General features: G+C 72.3%; 25 protein-coding genes and 1 pseudogene. 19 read left to right on the plus strand and 7 right to left on the minus strand.

The genetic code is table 11. The features are described 5' to 3' along the window. Positions 1-106: 106 nt before the first annotated feature. A complete protein-coding gene (locus ACFZBU_RS01220) occupies positions 107-913 on the plus strand; it encodes an HU family DNA-binding protein (RefSeq protein ID WP_391581358.1) in 807 nt (268 codons plus the stop codon). Positions 914-1063: 150 nt separating this feature from the next. Here the strand turns inward: ACFZBU_RS01220 and ACFZBU_RS01225 are convergent, their stop codons facing one another. Continuing rightward, positions 1064-1276 carry a hypothetical protein gene (locus tag ACFZBU_RS01225; protein WP_360310697.1) on the minus strand — a complete coding sequence of 71 codons (213 nt, stop codon included), beginning with the start codon at positions 1274-1276 and terminating at the stop codon, positions 1064-1066. Positions 1277-1323: 47 nt separating this feature from the next. Continuing rightward, the gene (cofC, locus tag ACFZBU_RS01230; RefSeq protein WP_391581359.1) at positions 1324-2043 is read right to left on the minus strand and encodes a 2-phospho-L-lactate guanylyltransferase; all 720 of its coding nucleotides are present in this window, start codon (positions 2041-2043) and stop codon (positions 1324-1326) included. 253 nt (positions 2044-2296) lie between these two features. Here cofC and ACFZBU_RS01235 point away from each other — a divergent pair. From ACFZBU_RS01235 to ACFZBU_RS01245, 3 genes and pseudogenes are all read left to right on the plus strand, one after another. Then, positions 2297-2971: pseudogene (locus tag ACFZBU_RS01235) on the plus strand (lysophospholipid acyltransferase family protein); the annotation flags it as partial. Positions 2972-3300: 329 nt separating this feature from the next. After that, positions 3301-4296, plus strand: coding sequence for an NAD(P)H-dependent glycerol-3-phosphate dehydrogenase (locus ACFZBU_RS01240; RefSeq protein ID WP_391581360.1), 996 nt, complete (start codon positions 3301-3303; stop codon positions 4294-4296). A gap of 485 nt (positions 4297-4781) precedes the next feature. Next, complete coding sequence (locus tag ACFZBU_RS01245; protein ID WP_391581361.1) at positions 4782-5924, plus strand: D-alanine--D-alanine ligase family protein; 1143 nt, start codon at positions 4782-4784, stop codon at positions 5922-5924. Positions 5925-5985: 61 nt separating this feature from the next. On the opposite strand, the gene ACFZBU_RS01250 is transcribed toward ACFZBU_RS01245, so the two are convergent. Together ACFZBU_RS01250 and ACFZBU_RS01255 are read right to left on the minus strand one after the other, a co-directional pair. Beyond that, on the minus strand, positions 5986-6489 hold the full coding sequence (locus tag ACFZBU_RS01250) for a DUF3515 family protein (RefSeq protein ID WP_391581362.1): 504 nt from the start codon (positions 6487-6489) through the stop codon (positions 5986-5988). 45 nt (positions 6490-6534) lie between these two features. Continuing rightward, positions 6535-6771 (minus strand): Lrp/AsnC family transcriptional regulator, encoded by a 237-nt coding sequence (locus tag ACFZBU_RS01255; protein WP_391581363.1) that lies wholly within the window; start codon positions 6769-6771, stop codon positions 6535-6537. Positions 6772-6935: 164 nt separating this feature from the next. Between ACFZBU_RS01255 and ACFZBU_RS01260 the strand changes: the two genes are divergently transcribed. Continuing rightward, complete coding sequence (locus ACFZBU_RS01260) at positions 6936-7886, plus strand: thiamine-phosphate kinase (RefSeq protein WP_391581364.1); 951 nt, start codon at positions 6936-6938, stop codon at positions 7884-7886. A 46-nt stretch (positions 7887-7932) separates the two neighbouring features. After that, the gene (gene thiD / locus ACFZBU_RS01265; RefSeq protein WP_391581365.1) at positions 7933-8733 is read left to right on the plus strand and encodes a bifunctional hydroxymethylpyrimidine kinase/phosphomethylpyrimidine kinase; all 801 of its coding nucleotides are present in this window, start codon (positions 7933-7935) and stop codon (positions 8731-8733) included. Between the two features lie 129 nt (positions 8734-8862). Here thiD and rpmB read toward each other — a convergent pair whose 3' ends face one another. Further along, positions 8863-9048 (minus strand): 50S ribosomal protein L28, encoded by a 186-nt coding sequence (rpmB, locus tag ACFZBU_RS01270; protein ID WP_079026714.1) that lies wholly within the window; start codon positions 9046-9048, stop codon positions 8863-8865. A 245-nt stretch (positions 9049-9293) separates the two neighbouring features. Between rpmB and ACFZBU_RS01275 the strand changes: the two genes are divergently transcribed. The 4 genes from ACFZBU_RS01275 to ACFZBU_RS01290 all read left to right on the plus strand — a co-directional run bounded on the left by ACFZBU_RS01275 (position 9294) and on the right by ACFZBU_RS01290 (position 14494). Further along, on the plus strand, positions 9294-10958 hold the full coding sequence (locus tag ACFZBU_RS01275) for a DAK2 domain-containing protein (RefSeq protein ID WP_391581366.1): 1665 nt from the start codon (positions 9294-9296) through the stop codon (positions 10956-10958). A gap of 59 nt (positions 10959-11017) precedes the next feature. Beyond that, positions 11018-13282 carry an ATP-dependent DNA helicase RecG gene (gene recG, locus ACFZBU_RS01280; RefSeq protein WP_391581367.1) on the plus strand — a complete coding sequence of 755 codons (2265 nt, stop codon included), beginning with the start codon at positions 11018-11020 and terminating at the stop codon, positions 13280-13282. An 85-nt stretch (positions 13283-13367) separates the two neighbouring features. Further along, positions 13368-13916, plus strand: coding sequence for an RNA polymerase sigma factor (locus ACFZBU_RS01285; RefSeq protein WP_391581368.1), 549 nt, complete (start codon positions 13368-13370; stop codon positions 13914-13916). Next, a complete protein-coding gene (locus ACFZBU_RS01290; protein WP_391581369.1) occupies positions 13913-14494 on the plus strand; it encodes a hypothetical protein in 582 nt (193 codons plus the stop codon). The genes ACFZBU_RS01285 and ACFZBU_RS01290 overlap by 4 nt, the downstream gene beginning before the upstream one ends. An 89-nt stretch (positions 14495-14583) precedes the next feature. Here ACFZBU_RS01290 and ACFZBU_RS01295 read toward each other — a convergent pair whose 3' ends face one another. Beyond that, positions 14584-14958, minus strand: a complete 375-nt coding sequence (locus ACFZBU_RS01295; protein ID WP_391581370.1) for a hypothetical protein — start codon at positions 14956-14958, stop codon at positions 14584-14586. Between the two features lie 258 nt (positions 14959-15216). Between ACFZBU_RS01295 and rsmD the strand changes: the two genes are divergently transcribed. The 8 genes from rsmD to ACFZBU_RS01335 all read left to right on the plus strand — a co-directional run bounded on the left by rsmD (position 15217) and on the right by ACFZBU_RS01335 (position 20834). Next, complete coding sequence (rsmD, locus tag ACFZBU_RS01300; RefSeq protein ID WP_391581372.1) at positions 15217-15786, plus strand: 16S rRNA (guanine(966)-N(2))-methyltransferase RsmD; 570 nt, start codon at positions 15217-15219, stop codon at positions 15784-15786. A 60-nt stretch (positions 15787-15846) separates the two neighbouring features. Next, positions 15847-16329 carry a pantetheine-phosphate adenylyltransferase gene (gene coaD, locus ACFZBU_RS01305; RefSeq protein ID WP_020553272.1) on the plus strand — a complete coding sequence of 161 codons (483 nt, stop codon included), beginning with the start codon at positions 15847-15849 and terminating at the stop codon, positions 16327-16329. Positions 16330-16437: 108 nt separating this feature from the next. Next, positions 16438-17376 carry a cell division initiation protein gene (locus ACFZBU_RS01310; RefSeq protein WP_391581373.1) on the plus strand — a complete coding sequence of 313 codons (939 nt, stop codon included), beginning with the start codon at positions 16438-16440 and terminating at the stop codon, positions 17374-17376. A gap of 317 nt (positions 17377-17693) precedes the next feature. Then, a complete protein-coding gene (locus tag ACFZBU_RS01315; protein ID WP_391581374.1) occupies positions 17694-18209 on the plus strand; it encodes a YceD family protein in 516 nt (171 codons plus the stop codon). Between the two features lie 2 nt (positions 18210-18211). Further along, positions 18212-18385: a 50S ribosomal protein L32 gene (rpmF, locus tag ACFZBU_RS01320; protein WP_026218805.1), complete on the plus strand. Its 174-nt coding sequence runs from the start codon at positions 18212-18214 to the stop codon at positions 18383-18385. An 8-nt stretch (positions 18386-18393) separates the two neighbouring features. Further along, on the plus strand, positions 18394-19134 hold the full coding sequence (rnc, locus tag ACFZBU_RS01325; protein ID WP_379989192.1) for a ribonuclease III: 741 nt from the start codon (positions 18394-18396) through the stop codon (positions 19132-19134). Between the two features lie 192 nt (positions 19135-19326). Further along, on the plus strand, positions 19327-20205 hold the full coding sequence (gene mutM / locus ACFZBU_RS01330) for a bifunctional DNA-formamidopyrimidine glycosylase/DNA-(apurinic or apyrimidinic site) lyase (protein ID WP_391581375.1): 879 nt from the start codon (positions 19327-19329) through the stop codon (positions 20203-20205). Between the two features lie 26 nt (positions 20206-20231). Beyond that, on the plus strand, positions 20232-20834 hold the full coding sequence (locus ACFZBU_RS01335) for a hypothetical protein (protein ID WP_391581376.1): 603 nt from the start codon (positions 20232-20234) through the stop codon (positions 20832-20834). Between the two features lie 77 nt (positions 20835-20911). Here ACFZBU_RS01335 and ACFZBU_RS01340 read toward each other — a convergent pair whose 3' ends face one another. Then, positions 20912-21739 (minus strand): CAP domain-containing protein, encoded by an 828-nt coding sequence (locus ACFZBU_RS01340; protein WP_391581377.1) that lies wholly within the window; start codon positions 21737-21739, stop codon positions 20912-20914. A gap of 353 nt (positions 21740-22092) precedes the next feature. On the opposite strand from ACFZBU_RS01340, the gene ACFZBU_RS01345 reads away from it, so the two are divergent. Continuing rightward, positions 22093-22299 (plus strand): hypothetical protein, encoded by a 207-nt coding sequence (locus ACFZBU_RS01345; RefSeq protein ID WP_078975259.1) that lies wholly within the window; start codon positions 22093-22095, stop codon positions 22297-22299. Positions 22300-22668 lie beyond the last annotated feature (369 nt).

Here is a 22668-nt window from a genome sequence, read left to right on the forward strand (position 1 = left end):
ACACAAGGGTGATTCGCCCGTTCGGTAATTGCTTCGGCACTTTTGGATGCTTAGCGTGCCCAATGCCGGCTGAACTGTCCCGGCATCGGTTTCCGAAGGGGAAGACGTGAACAAGGCGCAGCTCGTCGAGGCGGTCGCTGACCGACTGGGTGGCCGCAAGGCCGCCGCAGAGGCAGTCGATGCCGTCCTCGACACCATCGTTCGTGCGGTCACGGCGGGAGACCGGGTGTCCATCACGGGCTTCGGCTCGTTCGAGAAGGTGGACCGCCCGGCTCGATACGCCCGCAACCCGCAGACCGGTGAGCGGGTGCGCGTCAAGAAGACCTCGGTGCCGCGCTTCCGCGCGGGCCAGGGCTTCAAGGACTACACCAGCGGGACGAAGAAGCTCCCGAAGCCCAACGTGAAGAGCGCGGCCGCCAAGAGCAGCCCGACTCCGCGCGTGGTCGCGACGGACGCCACGGCGCCCGCCGCGAAGGCGACGACCCGCAAGGCAACCGCGGCGAAGAAGGCGCCGGCGAAGCCGGCCACCTCGCGCGCCGCGGCGGTCAAGACCCCGGCCGCCACGACGCGCAAGACCGCGGCCGCGGCCAAGACGACGGCGGTCGCCAAGCCCGCCGCCAAGAAGGCGACCAAGGCGCCCGCGACCAAGGCACCCGCGACGAAGGCCGCGAGCAAGCCGGCCGCGGCGAAGAAGGTCACGGCCAAGGCCGCGACCAGCACGGTCAAGGCCACCACCACCAAGGCCGTCAAGAGCACGCCGGCGGCGGCGAAGGCTCCGGCGACCAAGGCGAAGGCGACCAAGGCCGCGCCGAAGACCGCGACCGCCAAGCCGGCCGCGGCCAAGCCCGCCGCTGCCGCCAAGGCGCCGGCGGCGAAGAAGCCCGCTACCAAGCGCGCGGCCAAGAAGGCCTGACGCAGCGGATTTCCCGGGCCGGCGACATGCCGGACGGTGGCGACGGGCCGGAACCCACACGCGTGGGTTCCGGCCCGTCGCCGTCTCGCGACTGCCGTTTCCCGACCGACGCGTGCGGGTCGCCGGTTGCCGGCCCGGCCGACGTGCGGCTCAGCGCAGCGGATCCGGCAACGTGTACAGCGTCACCAGCACCACCCGATCACCCGTCGCGTCCATGGTCATCCGTACGCGTTGACCGGGCCGCAGGAAGCGCATTCCGCCGGCGTCGAACGCCGCCGCGTCGAAGGGCACGGGAGAGCCGTCGTCGAGCAGCACGACGCCCTCTCGCGAGTCGGTCTCGAAGGTGTACACGGTGCCCTGCATGCCCCCATTGTGACCGCTGTCGCGACCACCACGGATCCGACGCGACGTCAGGAAGCGGCGGCACGCGGCAGAAACGGCACGGACGGGAGCACCGCGGCGGTGGCCGCGCCGACCCCGAGCCCGATCGCGGCCCGCAGATCCTCCCCGGTGTCCACGTCCCGGCGCACCGAATCCACGTCGTGGGGCGTGAGTTCGATCGCCCCCGAGGCCAGGTGCCGAGCCCGGGAACGGCCCTCGAAGCCGGGTGCCAACGGCACGCCCGCCGCGGCGGTGAGCAACGTGGTGCCCACCCCCGCCGCATCCGCCAGGAAGGCCCGTCGGGCGAACGTCGCGGCGGCGAGCACCCGATCCAACTCCTCGGCGCGCAGGGCCGGAAGATCGGCGGACAGCGCGGCCACCCCGGTCCGCGGCCGCTCGGCGCCGGCCGACCGGGCCCCGTGTGCGAGCGCGGCGTTCAGGCCGCCGCCGACGTCGGCCAGCACGTCCGCACCGAGCGCCCGGATCTCCCGCGCGACCCGGACGTCGTCGGTGACCACGAGCACCCCGTGCACCCGCGTGCAGGTCAGCGCCGCGCGCACGGTGTCGAGTGCGAAGGCGAGGGCGAGTTCGGGGCGATGGCCGGGGCCGATCGTGCCCGCGAGCCGGCTCTTGGCGATCGACAACGGCTTCACCGGCACCACGAGTCGCCATGCGCGCGTGCCGGAGGGTGCGGTGCGACCGTTGCCGGCGGGCCGGCGCCGGCCGGCGGAATCCGTGGCGGGGGACATCGGCAAGATCCTCGCATCCGTACCGTAAGCCCATATCCTCGTCGGTCGACGAGGACGTTTCTCGACAATGCGGAAGGCCCAGGGGAAACTGTGGGGTCCGCGTGTACAGAATCGATGTTCCGCCAGAATCGATGCTTCGTGCTTCTCGCGGGGAGCGTCGATTGTGTGAGGAGCGACACGGCAGCGGAACACCGCAGCGGGACTTCCGCGCCGACACGCACAGATCCGAAACACATGAACGGGAGGAACGCCGGTGGCCCGCCGAAGGATCGGTTTCTGGTACCGCCTGGCGGTCGTGGTGATCAAGCCCCTGCTGTTGCTGTTCACCAAACGTGACTGGCGGGGCACCGAGAACATCCCGACGTCGGGCGGGTTCGTCACGGCGGTGAACCACATCTCCTATGTCGACCCGCTGACCTACGCGCACTATCAGTACGACAGCGGCCGGGTGCCGCGCTTTCTGGCCAAATCCGGACTGTTCAAAATTCCCTTCGTCGGCCGGGTGCTGGCCGGTGCCGGCCAGATCCCGGTCTATCGGGACTCCGCCGATGCCGCGCTGGCGTTCCGCGCCGCGGTGGAGGCCGTGGAGAAGGGCGAGTGTGTCGCGGTCTACCCGGAGGGCACCATCACCCGGGACAAGGACCTGTGGCCGATGCCGGGCAAGACCGGCGCGGCCCGGATCGCGCTCACCACCGGTGCCCCGGTGATCCCGGTCGCCCAGTGGGGCGCGCACGAGTTGTTGCCGCCGTACGGGAAGCGGCCGCGCCTGCTGCCGCGCAAGACGATGCACGTACTGGCCGGACCGCCGGTGGACCTGGACGAGTTCCGCGGCCGCGAACTGACCGCGGACGTGTTGCGCGGGGCGACCGACCGGATCATGGAGTCGGTGACCGAATTGCTGGCCGAACTGCGCGAAGAGGCCGCCCCGCCGGATGCCGGCCGCCGGGTGCCCGGCCGCCGGGTCGAGGCCGAGATCGAGGCGGCTGGACCGGAGCCGGTCGAGAAGATCCCGGTGGAGAAGGTCTCGGTGGAGAAGGTCCCGGCCGAGAAGGAGCCGGTGGAGAAGGAGCGGGCCGGACGGGATCCGGCCGCGAAGGCCCCGGCGGAGCAGGTCGCAGCGCCGGAGCGGACCTCCGCCGGGCCGATCCACGCCGAGCCGATCCACACCGCGCCCGCGCGCGACAACGCCGCGAAGGCCGAGACCGAGCACCCGGTGGCCGAGCCCGCCGGGACCGAGCACACCGAGGATGGCCGCGCATGACGCGCTGCGCGGTATTCGGCATGGGTTCCTGGGGCACCGCCTTCTCGATCGTGCTCGCCGAGGCGGGTTGCGACGTGGTGATGTGGGGCCGGCGCCCGGAGATGGCCGACGCGATCAACGCCCGGCACGAGAACCCCGAGTACCTGCCCGGGATCGCCCTGCCGACCGGGATCCAGGCCACCACCGACGCGGCGAAGGCGGCGGAGGGAGCGGAGTTCGTGGTGCTCTCGGTGCCGTCGCAGACACTGCGCGGCAACCTCACCGCATGGGCGCCGCTGCTCTCCGACGACGCGATCCTGGTCAGCCTGATGAAGGGCGTCGAACTGGGCACCGCGAACCGGATGAGCGAGGTGATCCGCGAGGTCACCGGCGTGTCCGAGGGCCGGATCGCGGTGGTCAGCGGGCCCAACCTGGCCCCCGAGATCGCCCAGCGCCAGCCCGCCGCGAGCGTGGTGGCGTGCGTCGACGAGGAGGTCGCCCGGCGGCTCCAGGCGGCCTGCCACACGTCCTACTTCCGCCCGTACACCAACACCGACGTGGTCGGCGCCGAACTCGGCGGCGCGGTCAAGAACGTGATCGCGCTCGCCGTCGGGATGGCCGACGGCATGGGCATGGGCGACAACACCAAGGCCACGCTGATCACCCGAGGGTTGGCCGAGACCGCCCGGCTGGGTGCGGCGATGGGCGCCGACGCCCACACCTTCGCGGGTCTGGCCGGCCTCGGCGACCTGGTGGCCACGTGCACCTCGCCGCTGTCGCGCAACCGTACGTTCGGCGAGAAGATCGGCCGCGGCATGCCGATCGAGGAGGCCGTACGGGACAGCCGGCAGATCGCCGAGGGCTTCAAGTCCTGCGAATCCGTGCAACTGCTCGCCCGGCGGTACGGCGTCGAGATGCCGATCACCGACGTCGTCGTCTCGATCATGCACGACGGCAAGCCCCCGTCGGTGGGCATGGCCCTGCTCTCGCGCTCGGCCAAGCCGGAGCGGTAGGAAGCCGCGCTGCGCGTGCCGGCGGCGCCGCCTCCGGCGGCCTCCGGCCGCTCCGGCAAAACGCGCTGCGCGCGACGGCGACTCCGCCGCCGGCGGCCTCCGGCCGCTCTCCACGCAAGCTCGTCGATCACTGGTCGACGATCGAGTCGTGGGCGCTGACGCGCCGAAGGGGGCGGCCGGATGGCGTCGCGGCGGCCGGCCCGCCGACCGTCCGGACTCGTGCGCCGGCCCGACTCGCGCCCCGGGGGCACTCGCGCCGGCCGGGCCCGCGCGGGTGGGACTCGCGTGTCGGGGGCACCCGCGCCCCGGTCGGATGCGCGCCGGCGGGACTCGCGTGCCGGCGAGGCCCGTGCGCCGGCCGGACGCGTACCCGGTCGGACCCGCGTGCCGGCCGGACCACGCGCCCCGGTCGGCGGCGACGCAACACCGCGCGCCCGGCGGGCAATACCGCGTTCGAACAACGATGGGGATAGGGTCGTCCGACCATGAACGACGTTTCCGGCACCCCCCACTCCACCTCGCGCCCCCGCGTCGCGGTCGTCTTCGGCGGCCGCAGCTCCGAGCACGCGATCTCCTGCGTCACCGCAGGGAGCGTGCTGGCCGCGATCGACCGCTCCAAGTACGACGTGCTGCCGATCGGCATCGGCACCGACGGGCGCTGGTTGCTCGTCGGCGACGACCCGGAACGGCTGGCGATCCGCGGTGACCGGCTGCCCGCGGTGTCCGACATCGCGGAGTCCTCCGCAGCCGTCGTGCTCGCCGCCGACCCCACATCACGCGAGATCACCGTGCTCGAACCCGGCGCGCTGCCCAAGCTGCTCGGCGAGATCGACGTGGTCTTCCCGCTCCTGCACGGCCCCTACGGCGAGGACGGCACGTTCCAGGGCTTCCTGGAACTGGCCCAGGTCCCCTACGTCGGGTCCGGCGTGCTCGCCAGTGCGGCGAGCATGGACAAGGAGTACATGAAGGCCCTGTTCACCGGCTTCGGCCTGCCGTCGGGCCCGTACGCCACGGTGCGCCCGCGCGAATGGGAGCGCGACCCGGCCGCCGTGCGCGAAGCGGTGTCCTCGCTCGGCTTCCCGGTGTTCGTCAAGCCGGCCCGGGCCGGATCCAGCATGGGCATCACCAAGGTGCACCGGATCGAGGACCTGGACGCGGCGATCGAGGAAGCCCGCCGGCACGACCCCAAGGTGATCGTCGAGGGCATGCTGATCGGTCGTGAGATCGAGTGCGGCGTCCTGGAGTTCGAGGACGGACCGCGGGCGAGCCTGCCGGCCGAGGTACGGGTCGGCGGCGAGCACGAGTTCTACGACTTCGCCGCGAAGTACCTGCCGGACAACGGCACCGAGCTGGACGTGCCGGCGTCGCTGACCAAGGAGCAGACCGCCGAGGTGCAGCGGCTCGCGGTGACCGCCTTCGAGGCGCTGTCCTGCGAGGGCCTGGCCCGAGTGGACTTCTTCCTGCTGGAGAACGGCCACTTCGTGATCAACGAGGTCAACACCATGCCGGGCTTCACCCCGGTGTCGATGTTCCCGAGCATGTGGCAGGCGACCGGGGTGGACTACGCCGACCTGGTCGACCGGCTGATCCAGGCCGCCCTGCGCCGGCCCAACACGCTGCTGCGCTAGGCATCCGCCGGGCCGTGCCCGGGAGCCGCGAACCAGGGGCGGGCGACGCGTCGCCCGCCCCTCACGCGTTGCTCAGGTCCAGTGTGGCCGGCACCGTGCGGGCGACCGCGTCGGCGACGTCGACGAGCGGCGCGGCCGGCTCGGTGAACTTCTTCGGCACGGTCATCTCGACGTTGGCCCGGCGATAGACCGTGGTGAACCGCACGCCGCCGGCGTACTTCGCGAAGCTCCAGGTCACGCCGTTGACCTCGACCGAGTCGACCGGTTCGGAACCGACCTTGGTCGGGTCCACCACCCGCAACGACGCGGGCAGCCCCACGCCGCAGCGCAGCACGATCGCCGGATCGCCCCACGCCGCGGTCAGCGTCGACTTGGGCGAGGTCTCGCGCACCCCGGCGTCCATCACCTTCGCCGGGAGCGCGTCGTGCAACGCGCGGCAGGCCTCGGCCGCGGCGCCCGCCGGCGGAGTCGGCGCCGCAACCTCGACGTGGTCCGAACCGCCGCACCCCGTCGCGGTGAGCACGGTGACCGGAAGCAGCCAGGCGAGAAGTCGAGTCGGGCGCACGGCCCCGATCCTAGACGCGCGACGCTCCGGGGCACTCCCGCGGGGTCACCCCAGGTTGACCACCGGACACGTCAGGGTGCGGGTGATGCCGTCGATGCGTTGCACCTCGGCGACCACCATGCGACCCAGCTGGTCGACGTCGGCGGCCTCGGCTCGCACGATCACGTCGTAGGGACCCGTGACGTCGTCCGCCCGGGTCACCCCCGGCAGCTCGGCGATGGCTCGGGCCACCGAAGCCGAACGGCCGACCTCGGTCTGGATCAGGATGTATGCCTGTACCACCACGGCCTCCCGGCGCGCAGGATGATGGGATCTTGACGTGACCCCCGCTGCTGCGACCATTGTCGGCCCGGCGGGCCTCGGCGACCACAGCGGGAGCCGATGGATCACAGTGAACACGGTGAACGAGGCGGATCAGGGCTGATGGGCATGGCAGGAGAGCGGCGATGAGCGGGACGCTGGGCGATCTCGGCGAGTTCGGCCTGATCGGGGCACTGGTCGCCCGCGTGCCGACGGGGCCGCACGTGTCCCTGGGCCCGGGCGACGATGCCGCCGTGGTCGCCGCCGCCGACGGGCGGGTGGTGGCCACCATGGATCTGCTCGTCGAGGGGCGGCACTTCCGACGGGACTGGTCCACCGCGTACGACGTCGGCCGCAAGGCCGCCGCGCAGAACCTGGCCGACGTCGCGGCGATGGGCGCCGTGCCCACCGCGCTGCTGATCGGCCTGTGCGGCCCGCAGGACCTGCCCACGGGGTGGGCGCTGGAGCTGTACGACGGCCTGCGCGACGAATGCGCGGTGGTCGGCGCGGGCGTCGCGGGCGGCGACGTGGTCGGCAGCGACACCGTCACCGTCGCGGTGACCGCACTGGGCGACCTCCAGGGCCGGGCCCCGGTGGTCCGCTCCGGCGCCCGACCCGGCGACCTGCTCGCGGTCGCGGGCTGGCTGGGCTGGTCCGCCGCGGGGCTGGCGATCCTGGGCCACGGGCACCGCGCACCGCGCGCTTTCGTGGAGGCGCACCGCAGGCCCGAGCCGCCCTACGACGCCGGCCCCGGCGCGGCGATCCTCGGCGCGACCTCGATGATCGACGTCAGCGACGGCCTGCTCGCCGACATGGGCCACGTCTCGCGCGCCTCCGACGTGCGGATCGACATCCTCTCCGCCCGGCTGGACGTGCCCGCCCAGATGCGCGACGTGGCCCGCGCGCTGGGCGCCGACCCGCTCAACTGGGTGCTCACCGGCGGCGAGGACCACGCCCTGGTCGCCACCTTCCCGGCGGGAACCGCGCTGCCCGCGCGCTGGCGCGTGATCGGCCGCGTGCATCCGGGCGCCGGCGTCACCGTGGACGGGCGGGACCCGGGCCTGGCGGGCGGGTGGGATCACTTCGGCCGCGGCTGAGGGGCGCACACGTCGGGCGCACGGTCGGCGTGGATAGGCTGCCGGCATGGTGCAGACTCCTCCGCGCGTGCTCACGGTGGCCGGCTCCGACTCCGGCGGCGGCGCCGGGATCCAGGCCGACCTCAAGACGATGCTGGCCCACGGCGTACACGGGATGAGCGTGATCGCTGCGGTGACCGCGCAGAACTCGCTCGGCGTGCAGGGCTATTGGGAACTGCCCGCGGAAGCCGTGCGGGCGCAGTTCCGCAGCGTGGTGGACGACATCGGCGTGCAGGCGATCAAGACCGGGATGCTCGCGTCGCCGAACCTGGTGGCGGTGGTCGCCGCGCTGCTGGCCGAGGTGTCCGTACCGGTGGTGGTCGACCCGGTGGCCTCCTCCAAGCACGGCGACACCCTCCTGGCCAACGAGGCGCTGGAGACGCTGCGCACCCGACTGCTCCCGGTGGCCACCGTCGTCACCCCGAACCTGTACGAGGTCGAACTGCTCACCGGCCACAAGGTGCGCGAGCGGGCGGACATGCGCGGCGCGGCCGAGGCGGTGCTGGCCTTCGGTCCGCGCTGGGCGCTGGTCAAGGGTGGTCATCTCGAAGGCGAGGCCGCCGACCTGCTCTTCGACGGCACCCGCGAGTACTGGTTCAGCAGTCCGCGCTACGACAACCGGCACACCCACGGCACCGGCTGCACGCTGGCGAGTGCGATCGCCTCGCGGCTGGCCGTCGGCGACACCGTGCCGGACGCGGTCGCCGCGGCCAAGGAGTACGTCACCGGCGCGATCCGGGCCGGCTTCCCGCTGGGCGAGGGGATCGGGCCGGTCGACCACGCATGGCGGTGGCGGGACGGGTTCTGAACCCGAGCGGGCCGGGCCCCGCGCCCACGGCGGTGTACGTCCCGGCCCGCTCGGCACGGACCCCGGACAAGCGGAAGGGCCGGGTCACCCTGGGGTGAACCGGCCCTTCGAAGTCGTGCGGTCGAGCAACTAGCGGGAAACCTTGCCCGCCTTGATGCAAGAGGTGCAGACATTGAGGCGCTTCGGCGTGGCACCAACCATCGCGCGCACCGTCTGGATGTTGGGGTTCCAGCGACGGGGCGTCCGGCGGTGAGAGTGCGAAATGCTGTTGCCGAAGCCCGGCCCCTTGCCGCAGACGTCGCAGTTGGCAGCCACGGGAACACTCCAAAGACGAATGGGAATTGCGTACGAACACGTGCCGGCCGAATGCCGGACAACCGCAGAAGAGTAACCGACGAACCATGCGCTGCGCGAACCCGGGATGATCCGGGCATACGCAATCAGCTGATCTCGTCATGCTTCCCGCCAAGCCTAACCCATCCGGGTCGGCCGCTTCACCGCTCCCCGTCTCGATAACGTGGCCGGCGGACGGGACGCGCAGAGACGGATTCGTACAGGAGGTGGGCGTGCAGGGCCTGCTGGGAGAGCTGGACGGTCCGGCGGTACGCCGCTGGGGTCGCGTCGCCTTGGAACTGATGGGGCGAGCGCGCGAGGAAATCGACGCCCTCAACGTGTATCCCGTGCCCGACGGCGACACCGGCACGAACCTGTTCCTGACCCTGGAGTCGGGAACCGCCGAGGTCGACGCCCTGTTCGGCGGGGACCTGCCCGAACCCGACCTGCCGACCGCCTTCCGGGCCCTGGCGCACGGCGCGTTGATGGGCGCGCGCGGCAACTCCGGGGTGATCCTCAGCCAACTCCTGCGCGGCATGGCCGAGCGCCTGGAGGCCGAACAGGCCGCCGCGATCGAGACCGGCCGCGAGGTGCCCTCCGGCCTCGCCCTCGCGCACGCCCTGCGCACCGCCGCCGACGCCGCGTACGCCGCGGTGGCCCGGCCCGTCGAGGGGACCATGCTCACCGTGGCCCGGGCCGCCGCCGACGCCGCGGCCGGCGCGGGCGTGGAGCTGCGGCCGGTGGTGCGAGCGGCCGCGACCGCGGCGCGCGGGGCCCTGGCCCGCACCCCCGAGCAACTGGACGTACTGCGCCGGGCGGGCGTGGTGGACGCGGGCGGCCGCGGCCTGACCGTGCTGCTGGACGCGCTGCTCGCGGTGGTCACCGGCGAGCGCTCGGCGTACCGGATCCACCCGCATCAGGTGCACACCCCGGTCCCGGTTCCGTTCGCCGGACCGGTCGGGCCGGACGCCTCGCCCGAGGGGCCCGGGTTCGAGGTGATCTACCTGCTGGACGCGCCCGCCGACGCGCTGCCCGCGCTGCGCGAGCGGCTCGGCGCGCTCGGCGACTCGCTCGTGGTGGTCGGCGGCGAGGGGTTGTGGAACGTGCACGTGCACGTGGACGACGCGGGTGCGGCCGTCGAGGCGGGCATCGAGGCCGGCCGGCCGCACCGGATCCGGATCACCCACCTGGAGCGCCCCCTCGCCGGCCTCGCCGCGCCCGAGCCCGCCCCCACGCGCGGGATCGTCGCGGTCGCCCAGGGCGGCGGCCTGGCCACGCTGTTCGCCGAGAACGGCGCGCACGTCGTGCAGGCCGGTCCCGGCCGGCGGCCCTCCACCGGGGTGCTCGTGGACGCGATCCGGCGCACCGAGGCGCGCGAGGTGGTGCTGCTGCCCAACGACGCCGACTGCCACGCGGTGGCCGGGGTGGCCGCGCAGCAGGCCCAGGCGCACGGCATCCGGGTCCAGGTGATCCCGACCAAGGCGGCCGTACAGGGCCTGGCCGCGCTCGCCGTGCACGAACCCGGACGGCGCTTCGACCAGGACATCGTCGGGATGACCTCGGCCGCCGGCGCCACCCGCTACGGCGCGCTCACCGTCGCCGTCCGCGAGTCGTGGACGATGGCCGGCGTCTGCCAGGCGGGCGACGTGCTCGGCGTGATCGAGGGCGACATCGCGGTGATCGGCCACGACCAGCGCGAGACCGGCACCGTGGTGGTGGATCGCATGCTTGCCGGTGGCGGCGAACTGGTCACCCTGGTCACCGGCAGCGCCTGCCCGCCGGGCCTGGCCGCCGCGATCGAGCGCCACCTGCGGGCCACCCGGCTCGGCGTGGACGTGATGGTCTACGAGGGCGGCCAGGAGGTGTACCCGCTGCTCATCGGGGTCGAGTAGGGCCTGACCCGGCGGTTGCGCCGACCCGATGACACCCTCGACCAGTACCGTTGGGCGGCATGTCGCGCCTTGACGAACCGCTGAAGAAACTCGTCGGCGACCGCACGGCGACGGTGCTGGCCAAATCCCTCAAGCTGGACACCGTCGGAGATCTGCTGCGCCACTACCCCCGGCGCTACGCGGAGCGCGGGCGCCTGACCGACCTCTCCCGCCTGGAGCCCGAGGAACACGTCACCGTGATGGCGGAGATCGCCAAGGTGAGCAAGCGGCAGTTCCGCAACCGGCGCGGCAACCTCCTGGAGGTCGAGGTCACCGACGGGCGCGGCAAGCTCACCCTGATCTTCTTCAACCAGGCCTGGCGCGAGGAGGAACTGCGCCCGGGCCGGCGCGGCCTGTTCGCGGGCAAGGTGGGTCGGTTCAACAACGTGATCCAGCTCAGCCAGCCCGACTACCAACTGATCGGCGAGGACGATCAGGACGGCGTGGCGGACGTGTTCGCGGGCGCGCTGATCCCGGTCTACCCGGCCGCCGCCAACATGCCGTCCTGGAAGATCGCCCAGTGCGTCGGCATGGCGTTGGACACGCTGGGCGAGATCGGCGACCCGCTGCCCGCCGAGATGCGCGAGCGACGCGGCATGCCGGGACTGGCCGAGGCGCTCCTGCGGGTGCACCGGCCGACCTCGTGGGACGACGTCACCGCAGCCAAGGACCGGCTCAAGTGGGACGAGGCGTTCGTCCTGCAGATCGCGCTGGCCCGCCGCCGCCGGGACGCCCGGGCCCTGTCCGCGGTGGCCCGCCCGCGCCGTTCGAACGGCATCCTGGACGCTTTCGACGCCCGCCTCCCGTTCGAACTCACCGACGGCCAGAGGGAGGTCTGCGCCGAGATCGAGGCCGACCTGGCCACCGAGCACCCGATGCACCGCCTCCTCCAGGGCGAGGTCGGTGCCGGAAAGACCTTGGTCGCGCTGCGCGGGATGTTGACCGTGGTCGACGCCGGAGGGCAGACGGCGCTGTTGGCGCCGACGGAGGTGCTCGCGCAGCAGCACTATCGGTCGATCGTGGAGATGCTCGGGCCGCTGGCCGAGGGCGCCGGGATGCTCGGCGGGTCGGAGATCGGCACCAAGGTGACCCTGCTCACCGGCTCGATGGGGGTGCCCGCGCGCCGCGCCGCCCTGCTGGACCTGGTCACCGGCGAGGCCGGGATCGCGATCGGCACGCACGCGCTGATCGAGGACAAGGTGGAGTTCCACGACCTGGGTCTGGTCGTGGTCGACGAGCAGCACCGGTTCGGCGTCGAACAGCGCGACGCGCTGCGCGGCAAGGGCAAACGCCCGCCGCACCTGCTGGTGATGACCGCGACACCGATCCCGCGCACGGTGGCGATGACCGTGTTCGGCGACCTGGAGACCTCGATCCTGGCCCAGCTCCCGTCCGGCCGATCGCCGATCGCCACGCACGTGGTCCCGGCCAAGGAGAAGCCGCACTTCCTCGACCGCGCCTGGCAGCGGGTGCGCGAGGAGGTGGAGAACGGACACCAGGCGTACGTGGTGTGCCCGCGGATCGGCGACGAGGAGGACGACCCGAAGGCCAAGAAGAAGGCCAAGTCGAAGGCCAAGGCCGCCGAGCGGGACGAGGACCTGCCCGCCGAGGCCTACCTGGACGACCCCGAGGACATCGGCGCGGACGCCGCCGGCGGAGCCGAGGAGCGCCGCCCGCCGCTGGCCGTGCTCGACGTCGCCGCGGCGCTGACCGCCGGTCCGCTGGCCGGCCTGCGGATCGCGGTGCTGCACGGCCGGATGGCGCCGGACGACAAGGACGACGTGATGCGCCGCTTCACCGCCGGCGAACTGGACGTGCTGGTGGCGACCACGGTGATCGAGGTCGGCGTCAACGTGCCCAACGCGACCGTCATGGTGATCATGGACGCCGATCGGTTCGGCGTCTCGCAACTGCACCAGCTGCGCGGCCGGGTCGGCCGCGGCAGCGCCCCCGGGTTGACCCTGCTGGTCAGCGAGATGCCCGGCGGCACCTCCGCGCGCGAACGCCTGGACGCGGTGGCCGCGACCCTGGACGGCTTCGAGCTGTCCCGGATCGACCTCGAACAACGCCGCGAGGGCGACGTGCTCGGCGACGCGCAGTCCGGCTCGCGCTCGTCGCTGCGCATGCTGGAGGTGGTCCGGGACGAGGAACTGATCGTGGCGGCCCGCGAGGAGGCGAGCACGATCGTGGCGGAGGACCCGGACCTGGTCGAGCACCACGACCTGCGCAGCGCGCTGGCCAGCATCCTGGACGACGAGCGCGCGGAGTACCTCGACAAGGGCTGACCGCCCTCGCTCCGCTCCCGCGCGCCCCCACGGCTCACCCGTTCGGAGCACGCGGAACAGCCCGTCGGTTGGCTACCAATGGGCCATGGACGCATGTACGGGGGACGAGGGCTTCGACGCGCTCTTCTGCGGGTTGCTCCCTCGGCTGTATCGACGCGCCGTGTTGCTCGCCGGCGAGGGCAGCGCCGAGGACGCGGTGCACGAGACGTATCTCAAGCTGGCCCGCAGACCCGACCGCCTGCTCGGCCATCCCGAGCCCTACGCCTACGCCTTCCGGGCCCTGGTCAGCGTCACCCGCGACATGTGGCGCGCCCGCAGCCGGCAGGTCCTGCTGCCCGAACCCCCCGAACCGGGGGAGCGGGCCCAGTCCGCCGCCGGCGATGCGATCGCCCGGCGCGAGGCCGAGTGGGAGGCGGTGCGCATGCTCGGCTCGCTGCCCGCCAAGCAGGCCGCCGCGGTGCTCCTGGTCGACCTGGACGGATACACGATCGATCAGGCCGCCGAGATCCTCGGCGTGCACCGGGGCACGGTGTCCCGCTCGCGCGAGCGCGCCCTGGCCCGGCTGCGGGCCGGCCTGGGCGGCCCCGCCGGCCGGTTCCGCCGCCGGGACCGACACGAAGGAGTCACCCGGTGAACCCGCCGCCCCCCGATCTCGACGACCCCGACGACGCGGTCCACGAGCTGCGCTCCCGGCTGCGCGCGGCGGACGCCGCCTGTGTCGAACCACCCGGCCTGGCGCTGCGGGTCATGCGCCGGCCGGCCCCGCGCCCGGTGTGGCGCGGAGCGTTCGCGATGGCGCTGGCCGCGGTGCTGGTGGTCGCCGTGGTCGGCCTGGGTGCCTTCCTGGTCGGCCGACACGACCCGACCGAGCAGCCGGCGCCCAGGCCGCCCGCCGCGCGTGCGGTCAGCGTGCAGAGCGAGGTCTACAACTCCGAGGTGCCGTGCCGTGGGCTGCGCACGCTCGAATGCTCGCTCGGCGTCTTCAAGGAGGCGCGGTTGTCGTCGCGGACGGCCGATCTGGCGGATCGGGTCTGGCACGGCGACCGACTGCTCCTGGTCTGCCTGCTCGCGGACGGCCCGCGCGTGACCGACGAGACCGGCGTCGCCTCCAAGCACTGGTATCGGGTGGTGGTGCTGGGCACCGGCGCCGAGGGCTGGCTGCCCGGCGTCCGCACCCGCAACGAGGCCGAGGTGCCGGACTGCGCGTTCTGAGCGGACGGGTGGGCGCACCCCACCCGGGCACGCGGCCGGCGGACGGGACGATCTCCGTCCGCCGGCCGCGTGGGTCGGTCGGCGGTCGGTCAGCAGTGGTACATGCCCGGCATCGGGTCCTGCGGCGTGAACACGCGCTGCGCGGGCAGGAAGCCGTGCCCGCCGTCGTCGCCGTCGGTGTAGTACCAGATGTCGTTGCCGCCCGAGTGCGGGTCGCCCTCGGTCCAGCAGCTGAAGTAGCTGTAGGTGCTGTCCAGTCGGCTGACCACCGGGGCCCGGAAGTACGGCTGGGAGCGCAGATCGCTCGCGCCGTTGGCGCAGTGCAGGGTGCCGTTGCTGTCGACGTAGCAGTGCGCCGCGGTCTTATGCGGCGTGCCGGGCGTCTCGGCGACGGCGGGGGTTGGGCCGGTCGCGGCCAGCGCGGCGCCCGTGACGACGGTGGCGAGGAAGGTGCGGAGCTTCATCGGGCTCTCCCGGGATCGGGTGTGGGATCGATGTCTCGAACGGCGATCGCTGTCGCCCGTGCCCGGCGATGGCGCCCTCGCCGTGCACACCCCTCATACGATCCGGTGGCCCTGTGTGTATGACAGGTCGCACATCGTATTTCGGCCCGGATTTCGTCGGCCGGGACCAGTCGATAGCGTTGACCCCATGCAGGACACGTATGCCCGGCCCGCCCGCGGCGCCGACCGCCGGCCCGCCCTCCGTCCACGAGCCCACGCATGACCCGGGTGATCGCCGGGGCGGCGGGCGGCCGACGGCTGAGCACGCCGCCGGGCGAGGGCACCCGGCCGACCTCGGACCGGGCCCGTGAGGGACTGTTCTCCACCCTCCAGTCGCTGCGCGGCAACCTGCACGGCGCACGGGTGCTCGACCTGTTCGCGGGCTCCGGCGCGGTCGGCCTGGAAGCGCTGTCCCGAGGCGCGGCGCGAGTGCTGCTGGTCGAGTCCGACCCGCGTGCGGCGAACACGATTCGGACCAACATCCGCCTCGTCGCCCTGCCCGGCGCGGAGCTGCGGCCGGCCCGCGCGGAGAAGACCGCCGCGGTGCCCTGCCCCGACGAGCCGTACGACGTGGTTTTCCTCGATCCGCCGTACGCGGTCACCGACGGTGAGGTCGGCACGCTGCTCGGCACACTGGCCGAGCACGGCTGGCTGGCGCCCGAGGCGCTGATCGTGGTCGAACGCGCAACGCGTGGGGGGCCATTCGCGTGGCCTGCGGATTTCGTCGAGATCAGATCCCGTCGCTACGGCGAGGGAACGCTCTGGTACGGTCGCGCCGCGCAAGCCTGACCAGGCGGGCGGACCATCGGGTCCGGACCCGTCGGCACCCGATTTCGAGGGGAACCTCCGTTGCGTCGAGTCGTCTGCCCCGGTTCGTTCGACCCGGTCACCAACGGTCATCTGGACATCATCGGACGGGCCGCGAGCCTGTACGACGAGGTCTACGTGGCGATCGGCTTCAATCGCGCCAAGCGCTCGGGTCTGTTCACCATCGAGGAGCGCATCGAGATGCTCCACGAGGTGGTCGAGCAGTACAAGAACGTCAAGGTCGAGGCCTTCGAGGGGTTGCTGGTCAACTTCTGCAAGGAGCGCGGGATTCCGGCCATCATCAAGGGCCTGCGCGCGGTCACCGACTTCGACTACGAGTTGCAGATGGCGCAGATGAACTACGGTCTTACCGAGGTGGAGACGTTGTTCGTCGCGACGAACCCCCTCTACAGCTTTCTGTCGTCGAGTCTCATCAAAGAGGTCGCGACGTACGGAGGCGACGTGTCCGGCCTGGTGCCGGAGACGGTGCTACGTCGGCTCACCGAGCGGCTCGCGCAGGGCTGACGCGGCACGTGCCTCGTCGCCGGGCCGACCGCCCGCGGCGAGTCGGTCCGTCACGCGATGCCGGCGAACACGACGGCTACCGTCGGTTTGAGGAGAGAGAGCAAGCCCGTGGACGTGCAGCCCAAGCTCGATGAACTGATCGCACTGGTCGAGAACGCGCGCTCGATGCCGATGTCGGCGTCGTGCGTGGTCAACCGCGCGGACGTGGTGGCCCGGCTCGAGGAACTCAAGAACCTGCTGCCGGCGGAGTTCGACCACGCGCGCCGGGTGCTCGGCGACCGCGAGTCGGTGATCGAGGAGGGGCGCCGCGAGGCCGAGCGGGTGTTGGCCAAGGCGCGCGAGGAGCGCGGCTCGCTGGTCGCCGACACCGAGGTGGCGCGCGAGGCGTACGGCGAGGCCGACCGGATCCTGTCCGAGGCCCGCCGCGAGGCCCAGCGCATCCGCGAGGAGGCCGACGACTACGTCGACCAGAAGCTGGCCAACTTCGAGGTCGTGCTGACCAAGACGCTCGGTGCGATCGGCCGGGGTCGGGACAAGATGCGCGGTCGCCGTCCCTCCGACGAGCTCGGCGAATACATGCAGGCGCAGGAGCTGGCCGATGCCCAGGCCAAGGGCCGCCCGGGCAGCCTGCAGGCCCAGCTCGACGGCCACGAGGAGACGTTCGCCGCGCCCGCCCAACCCGACTACCCGGCCGCGCCGCCCGCCGCGCCGACCGTGCCCGCGCAGGCCGGCCCCTACGGCGGTCAGCACGGCTACGGCCAGGACGCCTACGGGCAGCCCGCCTACGCACAGGGCGCCGGACCGGACACCGGCTACTCCGGTGGCTACGAGGGCCAGTACGACATGCCGCAGTACGACCAGCACGGGCAGCAGCAGGCGTACCCGGCGCAGCACGACCCGGCGCAGCACGACCCGGCGAACACCACGGGGCAGCAGCCCGCCTACGACCCGCAGGCCCAGTACGCGCAGTCGCTGGACGAGACCAGCTTCTTCGACACGAGCCTGATCGACGTGCGGCAGTTCCAGCAGGACGGCGGCCGCCAGTAACCGTCCGGCCAAAGCCGGGGCCCGGCAGCCGTGCCGCCCGTTCGTCGGGCGCCGCGTGCCGGGCACCCTTCGCCGGGCGTCGCGCGGACCCGCTCGAATGGCCCCGTTTGGGGCCTGGCGCGCGGGCTGCGATACTCTTACGGACCGACCCTGCCCGAGGCGTGCTTTTCGCGTGCCCCGAGGGTTGGCACCCTGACCATTCGAGCCCCCCGCGACCCGGGGGGTGGCACTGCATGAGGTAGGACGTCCTGGACCGCTTGGATCACCGCAAACCACTCGTCGTCGACACACGCGAGCTGGGACGTCGGCCTGGATCCATGCTGAAGGTGTCCCGCTCCGTGCCGGCCCCGAAGGACATGGGTGTGGCAGATGTGATCGGCGCGCCCGAAGGTGCCCCCATCCAGCTGGGTATCCGGCTGGAAGCGGTCATGGAGGGTGTGCTGGTCACCGGCGTCGCACAGATGCCGCTGACCGGTGAGTGCGTCCGGTGCCTGGAACCGCTCGAGCGTGAGCTCACGGTGCGTTTCCAGGAGCTGTACGTCTACCCGGACGCGGAAGCCGACGAGGACGCCTTCCGGCTCACGGACGACCTGTTCGACCTGGAGCCGGTGCTGCGGGACGCGACGGTGCTCGCACTGCCGCTCTCGCCGCTGTGCCGGGAGGACTGCCCGGGTCTGTGTTCCGAATGCGGAGCACTGCTCGCGGAGGACCCCGACCACAGTCACGAGCTCGCCGACCCCCGGTGGGCGAAGTTGACCAACATCTTCGACGGACCTTCCGCCGAAGCCGACGTTGACGGCGCGTCCAGCGCCGACGAGAACCAGGAGAAGTAGCCGTGGCTGTTCCGAAGCGGAAGATGTCGCGCAGCAACACCCGGCACCGCCGGAGCCAGTGGAAGGCCACTGCCGCCAACCTGGTGACCTGCGAGCGCTGCCGTGAGCCGAAGCTGTCGCACATCGCGTGCCCGAGCTGCGGCACCTACAACCGCCGCCAGGTCCTCGACGTCTGATCAGGCCGGTGGTCGTTCCGGTGACGGAATCACTCGCGCAATACGCGGATCTGGAAGGGCGGCTGGGCTGGTCGCTCGATGCCGCCCTTCTGGAACGCGCCCTCACCCATCGCTCGTACGCGTACGAGCACGGCGGGCTCCCGACCAACGAGCGCCTGGAGTTCCTGGGCGACTCGGTGCTCGGTCTCGTCGTCACCGACACGCTGTACCGCAGGCACCCCGACCTGCCCGAGGGCCAGCTCGCGAAACTGCGGGCCGCCGTCGTCAACTCGCGCGCCCTCGCGGGCGTCAGTCGGCGACTGGACCTGGGCGCCTTCATCCGGCTCGGCCGAGGTGAAGTGGGCACGGGTGGGCGAGACAAGTCCTCGATCCTCGCGGACACGCTCGAAGCCATCCTCGGTGCGGTGTACCTGGACCAGGGTCTCGACGCGGCGACCGAGCTGATCCACCGGTTGTTCGATCCGCTGATCGAGCAGTCGGCGAATCTCGGAGCGGGCCTGGACTGGAAGACCAGTCTCCAGGAGCAGACCGCCGCGGCGGGTATCGGAGTCCCCGAGTACGTGGTCTCCGAGACCGGTCCCGACCACGAGAAGACCTTCACCGCGCTCGCCCGGGTCGCGGGTGTCGACTACGGCACCGGTGTCGGGCGGAGCAAGAAGGAGGCGGAGCAGCAGGCCGCCGAAAGCGCTTGGCACTCGATCCGCGCCAAGTACGGAGACGGTTCCGGCACGCAGCCGGCCACCGCGTAGTCTCCGAGCCAATGCCTGCCGATAGGTAAGTTCGAACCGGTCACCGATCTCGCGGTCGCCCGGCACGATCTCACCTACCGGCAGGCATTTTCGCATTCCCGACGGCGGCCCCACCGCCGGTCGCAGTGTCGCCCGTCGTGTTGTCTCCCGTCGTGTCGTCTCCGGTTGTGCCGTCCCCAGGGGGAGTGCAAGGTGCCCGAACTGCCCGAGGTCGAGGTCGTCCGTCGCGGACTGGAGAAGTGGGTGGTGGGTCGCACCATCGCGCACGTCGAGGTCACCCACGAACGCGCCGTGCGGCGCCATCTCGCGGGCCTCGTGGACTTCGCCGACGCGCTCGTCGGCGCCCGGGTGCACGCCGCCCGACGACGCGGGAAGTATCTGTGGTTGCCGTTGGTGGCGCCCGGCGCGGAGGCTCCGGAGGACGCGCTGCTCGCGCACCTGGGCATGAGCGGGCAACTCCTGGTGCAACCGCCCGAGGCGCCCCGGGAGAAACACCTGCACGTGCGGTTCACCTTCACCGACGGCGGGCTCGAGTTGCGCTTCGTCGACCAGCGCACGTTCGGCGGGCTCGCGGTCGAGCGCGGCGGTGCCGAACTGCCGCCCTCGATCGCGCACATCGCGCGCGACCCGTTGGACCCGCTGTTCGACGACGCGCTCTTCCACGCGGCGCTGCGCCGGCGCAACACCGAGATCAAGCGTGCGCTCCTGGACCAGACCCTGGTCAGCGGGATCGGCAACATCTACGCCGACGAGGCGCTGTGGCGGGCCCGGCTGCACGGTGCCCGGCAGACCGGAAAGCTCACGCTCGCCCAGACCACGCTGCTGCTCGCGTCCGCGCGGGACGTGATGACCGACGCACTGGCCGCGGGCGGCACCTCCTTCGACAGCCTGTACGTCAACGTGAACGGGGAGAGCGGCTACTTCTCCCGGGGCCTGGACGCCTACGGGCGCGAGGGCGAGCCGTGCAACCGGTGTGCCACGCCGATCCGGCGGATCTCGTTCATGAACCGCAGCAGTTACTTCTGCCCGGCCTGTCAGCGCGCGCCACGCAAGGCGACGGCCGGGGCGTAGGCACCGGAATCCAGGGAGCGCGTGTCATGGGATTCAACGGGGACATCGTCGTCGTGCGCGAGGCGCGGCCGTTGTCCGAATTCGCGCCGCACGTGGACACGGCGGCGCACCCGGCCCGGACGATGTGGGAGTCGCCGGACGGTTGGACCGCGACGCACGTGCGGCACGAGGACGATCCGTACGCGTTCGAGCGGCCGTGGCTGGAGGCGCTGGCGGCGAAGGCGGACTCGCCGGTGTTGGTGTGCTGGGTCTTCGAGACGCACGTGGCGCACGTCCAGGGAGTGAGCGCGGCGGGCGCCTGGGAGGCGTGGCTGAATCCGGGCGAGGCGGCGGCGCACCTGGCGATGGGCCGGCTCGAACTGGAGGCCGCCCGCGCCGGTGCGGACGTCTTCGACGGGGGCGGCGAGTTGCGTCGGCCGGAGCGCTACGCCCAACTGCGCGACGAGGTGGGCGAGGTGCTGGACCGGGCCCGACCGAAGGTGGTCGACGCGGCGGTGCGCTGGGCGCGGGCGGCGGGCCGCGCGGCGGCGGCGGAGGCGGTCGACCTCGTGCTCGCCCGCAACCAGGGCGAATCGGGGCTGTACGTGTTCGGTCTGCTGGCGGATCGGCTCGGGGTGGGGCCGCGCTGAGCGGGCGGTTTCCGGGCCGGGCCGCGGATCCCGCGGGGATGCGCCACCGGGTGCGCCGGCCCGGCCGATCCGTCCGATCAGCGGCCGAACTCCTGGGTCCACCAAGGGCCGTTGGCGCCCTCCCGGATACCGACGCCGAGCTTGGTCAGGCCGCAGTCGAGGATGTTGCGGCGGTGGCCGGGGCTGTTCATCCAGGCCCGCATCACCGCGTCGGCGGTCTTCTGGCCGCGCGCTATGTTCTCCGCGCCCAGGTAGCTCACGCCGGCCTTCTCGGCGCGGTCCCACGGGGTCAGGCCCTCGGGCGTGTTGTGGTCGAAGTAGTCGCGGTCGGCCATGTCCGCGCTGTGCGCGCGGGCCAGCGCGACCAGTTTGGCGTCGCTCTTGACCGGGCCGCAGCCCGCGGTCGCGCGCTCCTGATTGACCACCGCGAGCACCTTGTCCTCGGGGCCGCTCGGCGGGTTCGCCGCACTCGTGGTCGGGGTGCCTGCGGGCTTGCTCGGCGTCGCACTCGCGCTCGGCGTCGTGGCCGCGCTCGTGGTCGGCGCGCCGGTGGTGGTGCTCGCCGTGGGCCCGGGGCTCGTCGCGGGCAGCGCGGTCCGGCCGGTGGTCGACGCGCCCGGGAGCAGGCTGCGGGACGCCTCGTCGCCGGTCCGGTCGGCCCCGACGCCGCCGGGCGGCGCGGAGCCGTCGAGGGCATGCCCGGGCAGCGGCCCGTCGGCGCCCGCGACGCGGTTGGCGGAGGACTCGCCCGCCCGGTCCGAGACGACCATGCCGGCCACGGTGCCGCCCACCGCGAGCAGGGCCAGCAGGGCGAGCAGGGGGGCGACGCGCCGGCGGCGCGACTTCGCGCGTCGTCGATGCGGGCGGGCGGAGGCCGAGGCCGAGGTACGACTGTGCCGAGCCATGGAGGGTTGAGTCACCTTCCGGCAGGGGATATCAATTCACCCGAACGGGTGGTGGTGCCGGAGTGACTCTAGGGCACGGCCGTCCGGAGTTGGCGGACAACCGGAATCTTCTTGACTGGGGAGGTCGAAAGATGATCTCGTACACCCAGCACGACAGCCGTCACCCCAGTCCGCGGTCGAACCGCGTTTGATCGGGTGAAGGTCTCGTTATCGTGCCGTTATGATATTGACCTTCTGCGTTTTTGGTGCGACGCTGGAAGCCCGCGCACCCTATCAGGAGCCTTGCGGCCGGGTGCCACATTTAGACCCGCGAACTTGCGTGGTCATTCATTTTCAGCGTGGAGGACCCTCTCATGGCGAAGGCGCTTCTCGGTTACGTCGGTGGCCCCGATCCCCGACTGCTCGCCGAGAATCGACGGCTCCAGCAGCGTGTTCGTGACCTGGAAACGGAACTTGTCCGTGCCCAGGAGCGTAACGACGCGCTCAACGCCGCCGCTTCGGACGAGCTGCTTGCCGGCTTCGACGTCTCCGCGGCGGAACCCGCGCTTTCGCGAGCGTAGGTTCGCGCAAGCGATAACCAGGGACGCCTTCAGGCGTCCCTTTGTCGTTTCCGGAGCCGGCCGGGCACGCCTTGGCGTGCCGTGAGCGTTAGCCGGCCGTTACCCACAACGTGTCTCTGCGTGGCTCTCGTCCGTGACCCGCGGTGCCGTGACTGTCGCGGGGCCCTGCCTCGCGCTCATGGGTCCGATCGCGGGTCCCGATCCCCGCGCGACCCCTGTGGCGCGCCCCGTGATCCGCGCGCCCGGTACTTCGATTCCTCTGCTGCCGTCCCCGCCGTGCCCCCTCGCGCCCACCCGCTCGCTTCCAGCGGTTGATACCCCCATCCGAGACGCTCGACACGCCCTCGGACGGACCGAGCGGGCGAATCG

Source organism: Embleya sp. NPDC008237 (assembly GCF_042956465.1).
Lineage (GTDB): Bacteria > Actinomycetota > Actinomycetes > Streptomycetales > Streptomycetaceae > Embleya.

Bases quoted from the DNA above. Each gene is read 5' to 3' on its own strand.
- rsmD (WP_391581372.1), top strand. From the start codon at position 15,217: ATGACCCGGGTGATCGCCGGGGCGGCGGGCGGCCGACGGCTGAGCACG.
- cofC (WP_391581359.1), bottom strand. From the start codon at position 2,043: ATGTCCCCCGCCACGGATTCCGCCGGCCGGCGCCGGCCCGCCGGCAAC.
- ACFZBU_RS01340 (WP_391581377.1), bottom strand. From the start codon at position 21,739: ATGGCTCGGCACAGTCGTACCTCGGCCTCGGCCTCCGCCCGCCCGCAT.
- ACFZBU_RS01295 (WP_391581370.1), bottom strand. From the start codon at position 14,958: ATGAAGCTCCGCACCTTCCTCGCCACCGTCGTCACGGGCGCCGCGCTG.
- thiD (WP_391581365.1), top strand. From the start codon at position 7,933: ATGGTGCAGACTCCTCCGCGCGTGCTCACGGTGGCCGGCTCCGACTCC.
- ACFZBU_RS01335 (WP_391581376.1), top strand. From the start codon at position 20,232: ATGGGATTCAACGGGGACATCGTCGTCGTGCGCGAGGCGCGGCCGTTG.
- ACFZBU_RS01225 (WP_360310697.1), bottom strand. From the start codon at position 1,276: ATGCAGGGCACCGTGTACACCTTCGAGACCGACTCGCGAGAGGGCGTC.
- ACFZBU_RS01240 (WP_391581360.1), top strand. From the start codon at position 3,301: ATGACGCGCTGCGCGGTATTCGGCATGGGTTCCTGGGGCACCGCCTTC.
- ACFZBU_RS01260 (WP_391581364.1), top strand. From the start codon at position 6,936: ATGAGCGGGACGCTGGGCGATCTCGGCGAGTTCGGCCTGATCGGGGCA.
- ACFZBU_RS01315 (WP_391581374.1), top strand. From the start codon at position 17,694: ATGCTGAAGGTGTCCCGCTCCGTGCCGGCCCCGAAGGACATGGGTGTG.
- recG (WP_391581367.1), top strand. From the start codon at position 11,018: ATGTCGCGCCTTGACGAACCGCTGAAGAAACTCGTCGGCGACCGCACG.
- ACFZBU_RS01245 (WP_391581361.1), top strand. From the start codon at position 4,782: ATGAACGACGTTTCCGGCACCCCCCACTCCACCTCGCGCCCCCGCGTC.
- ACFZBU_RS01285 (WP_391581368.1), top strand. From the start codon at position 13,368: ATGGACGCATGTACGGGGGACGAGGGCTTCGACGCGCTCTTCTGCGGG.
- ACFZBU_RS01345 (WP_078975259.1), top strand. From the start codon at position 22,093: ATGGCGAAGGCGCTTCTCGGTTACGTCGGTGGCCCCGATCCCCGACTG.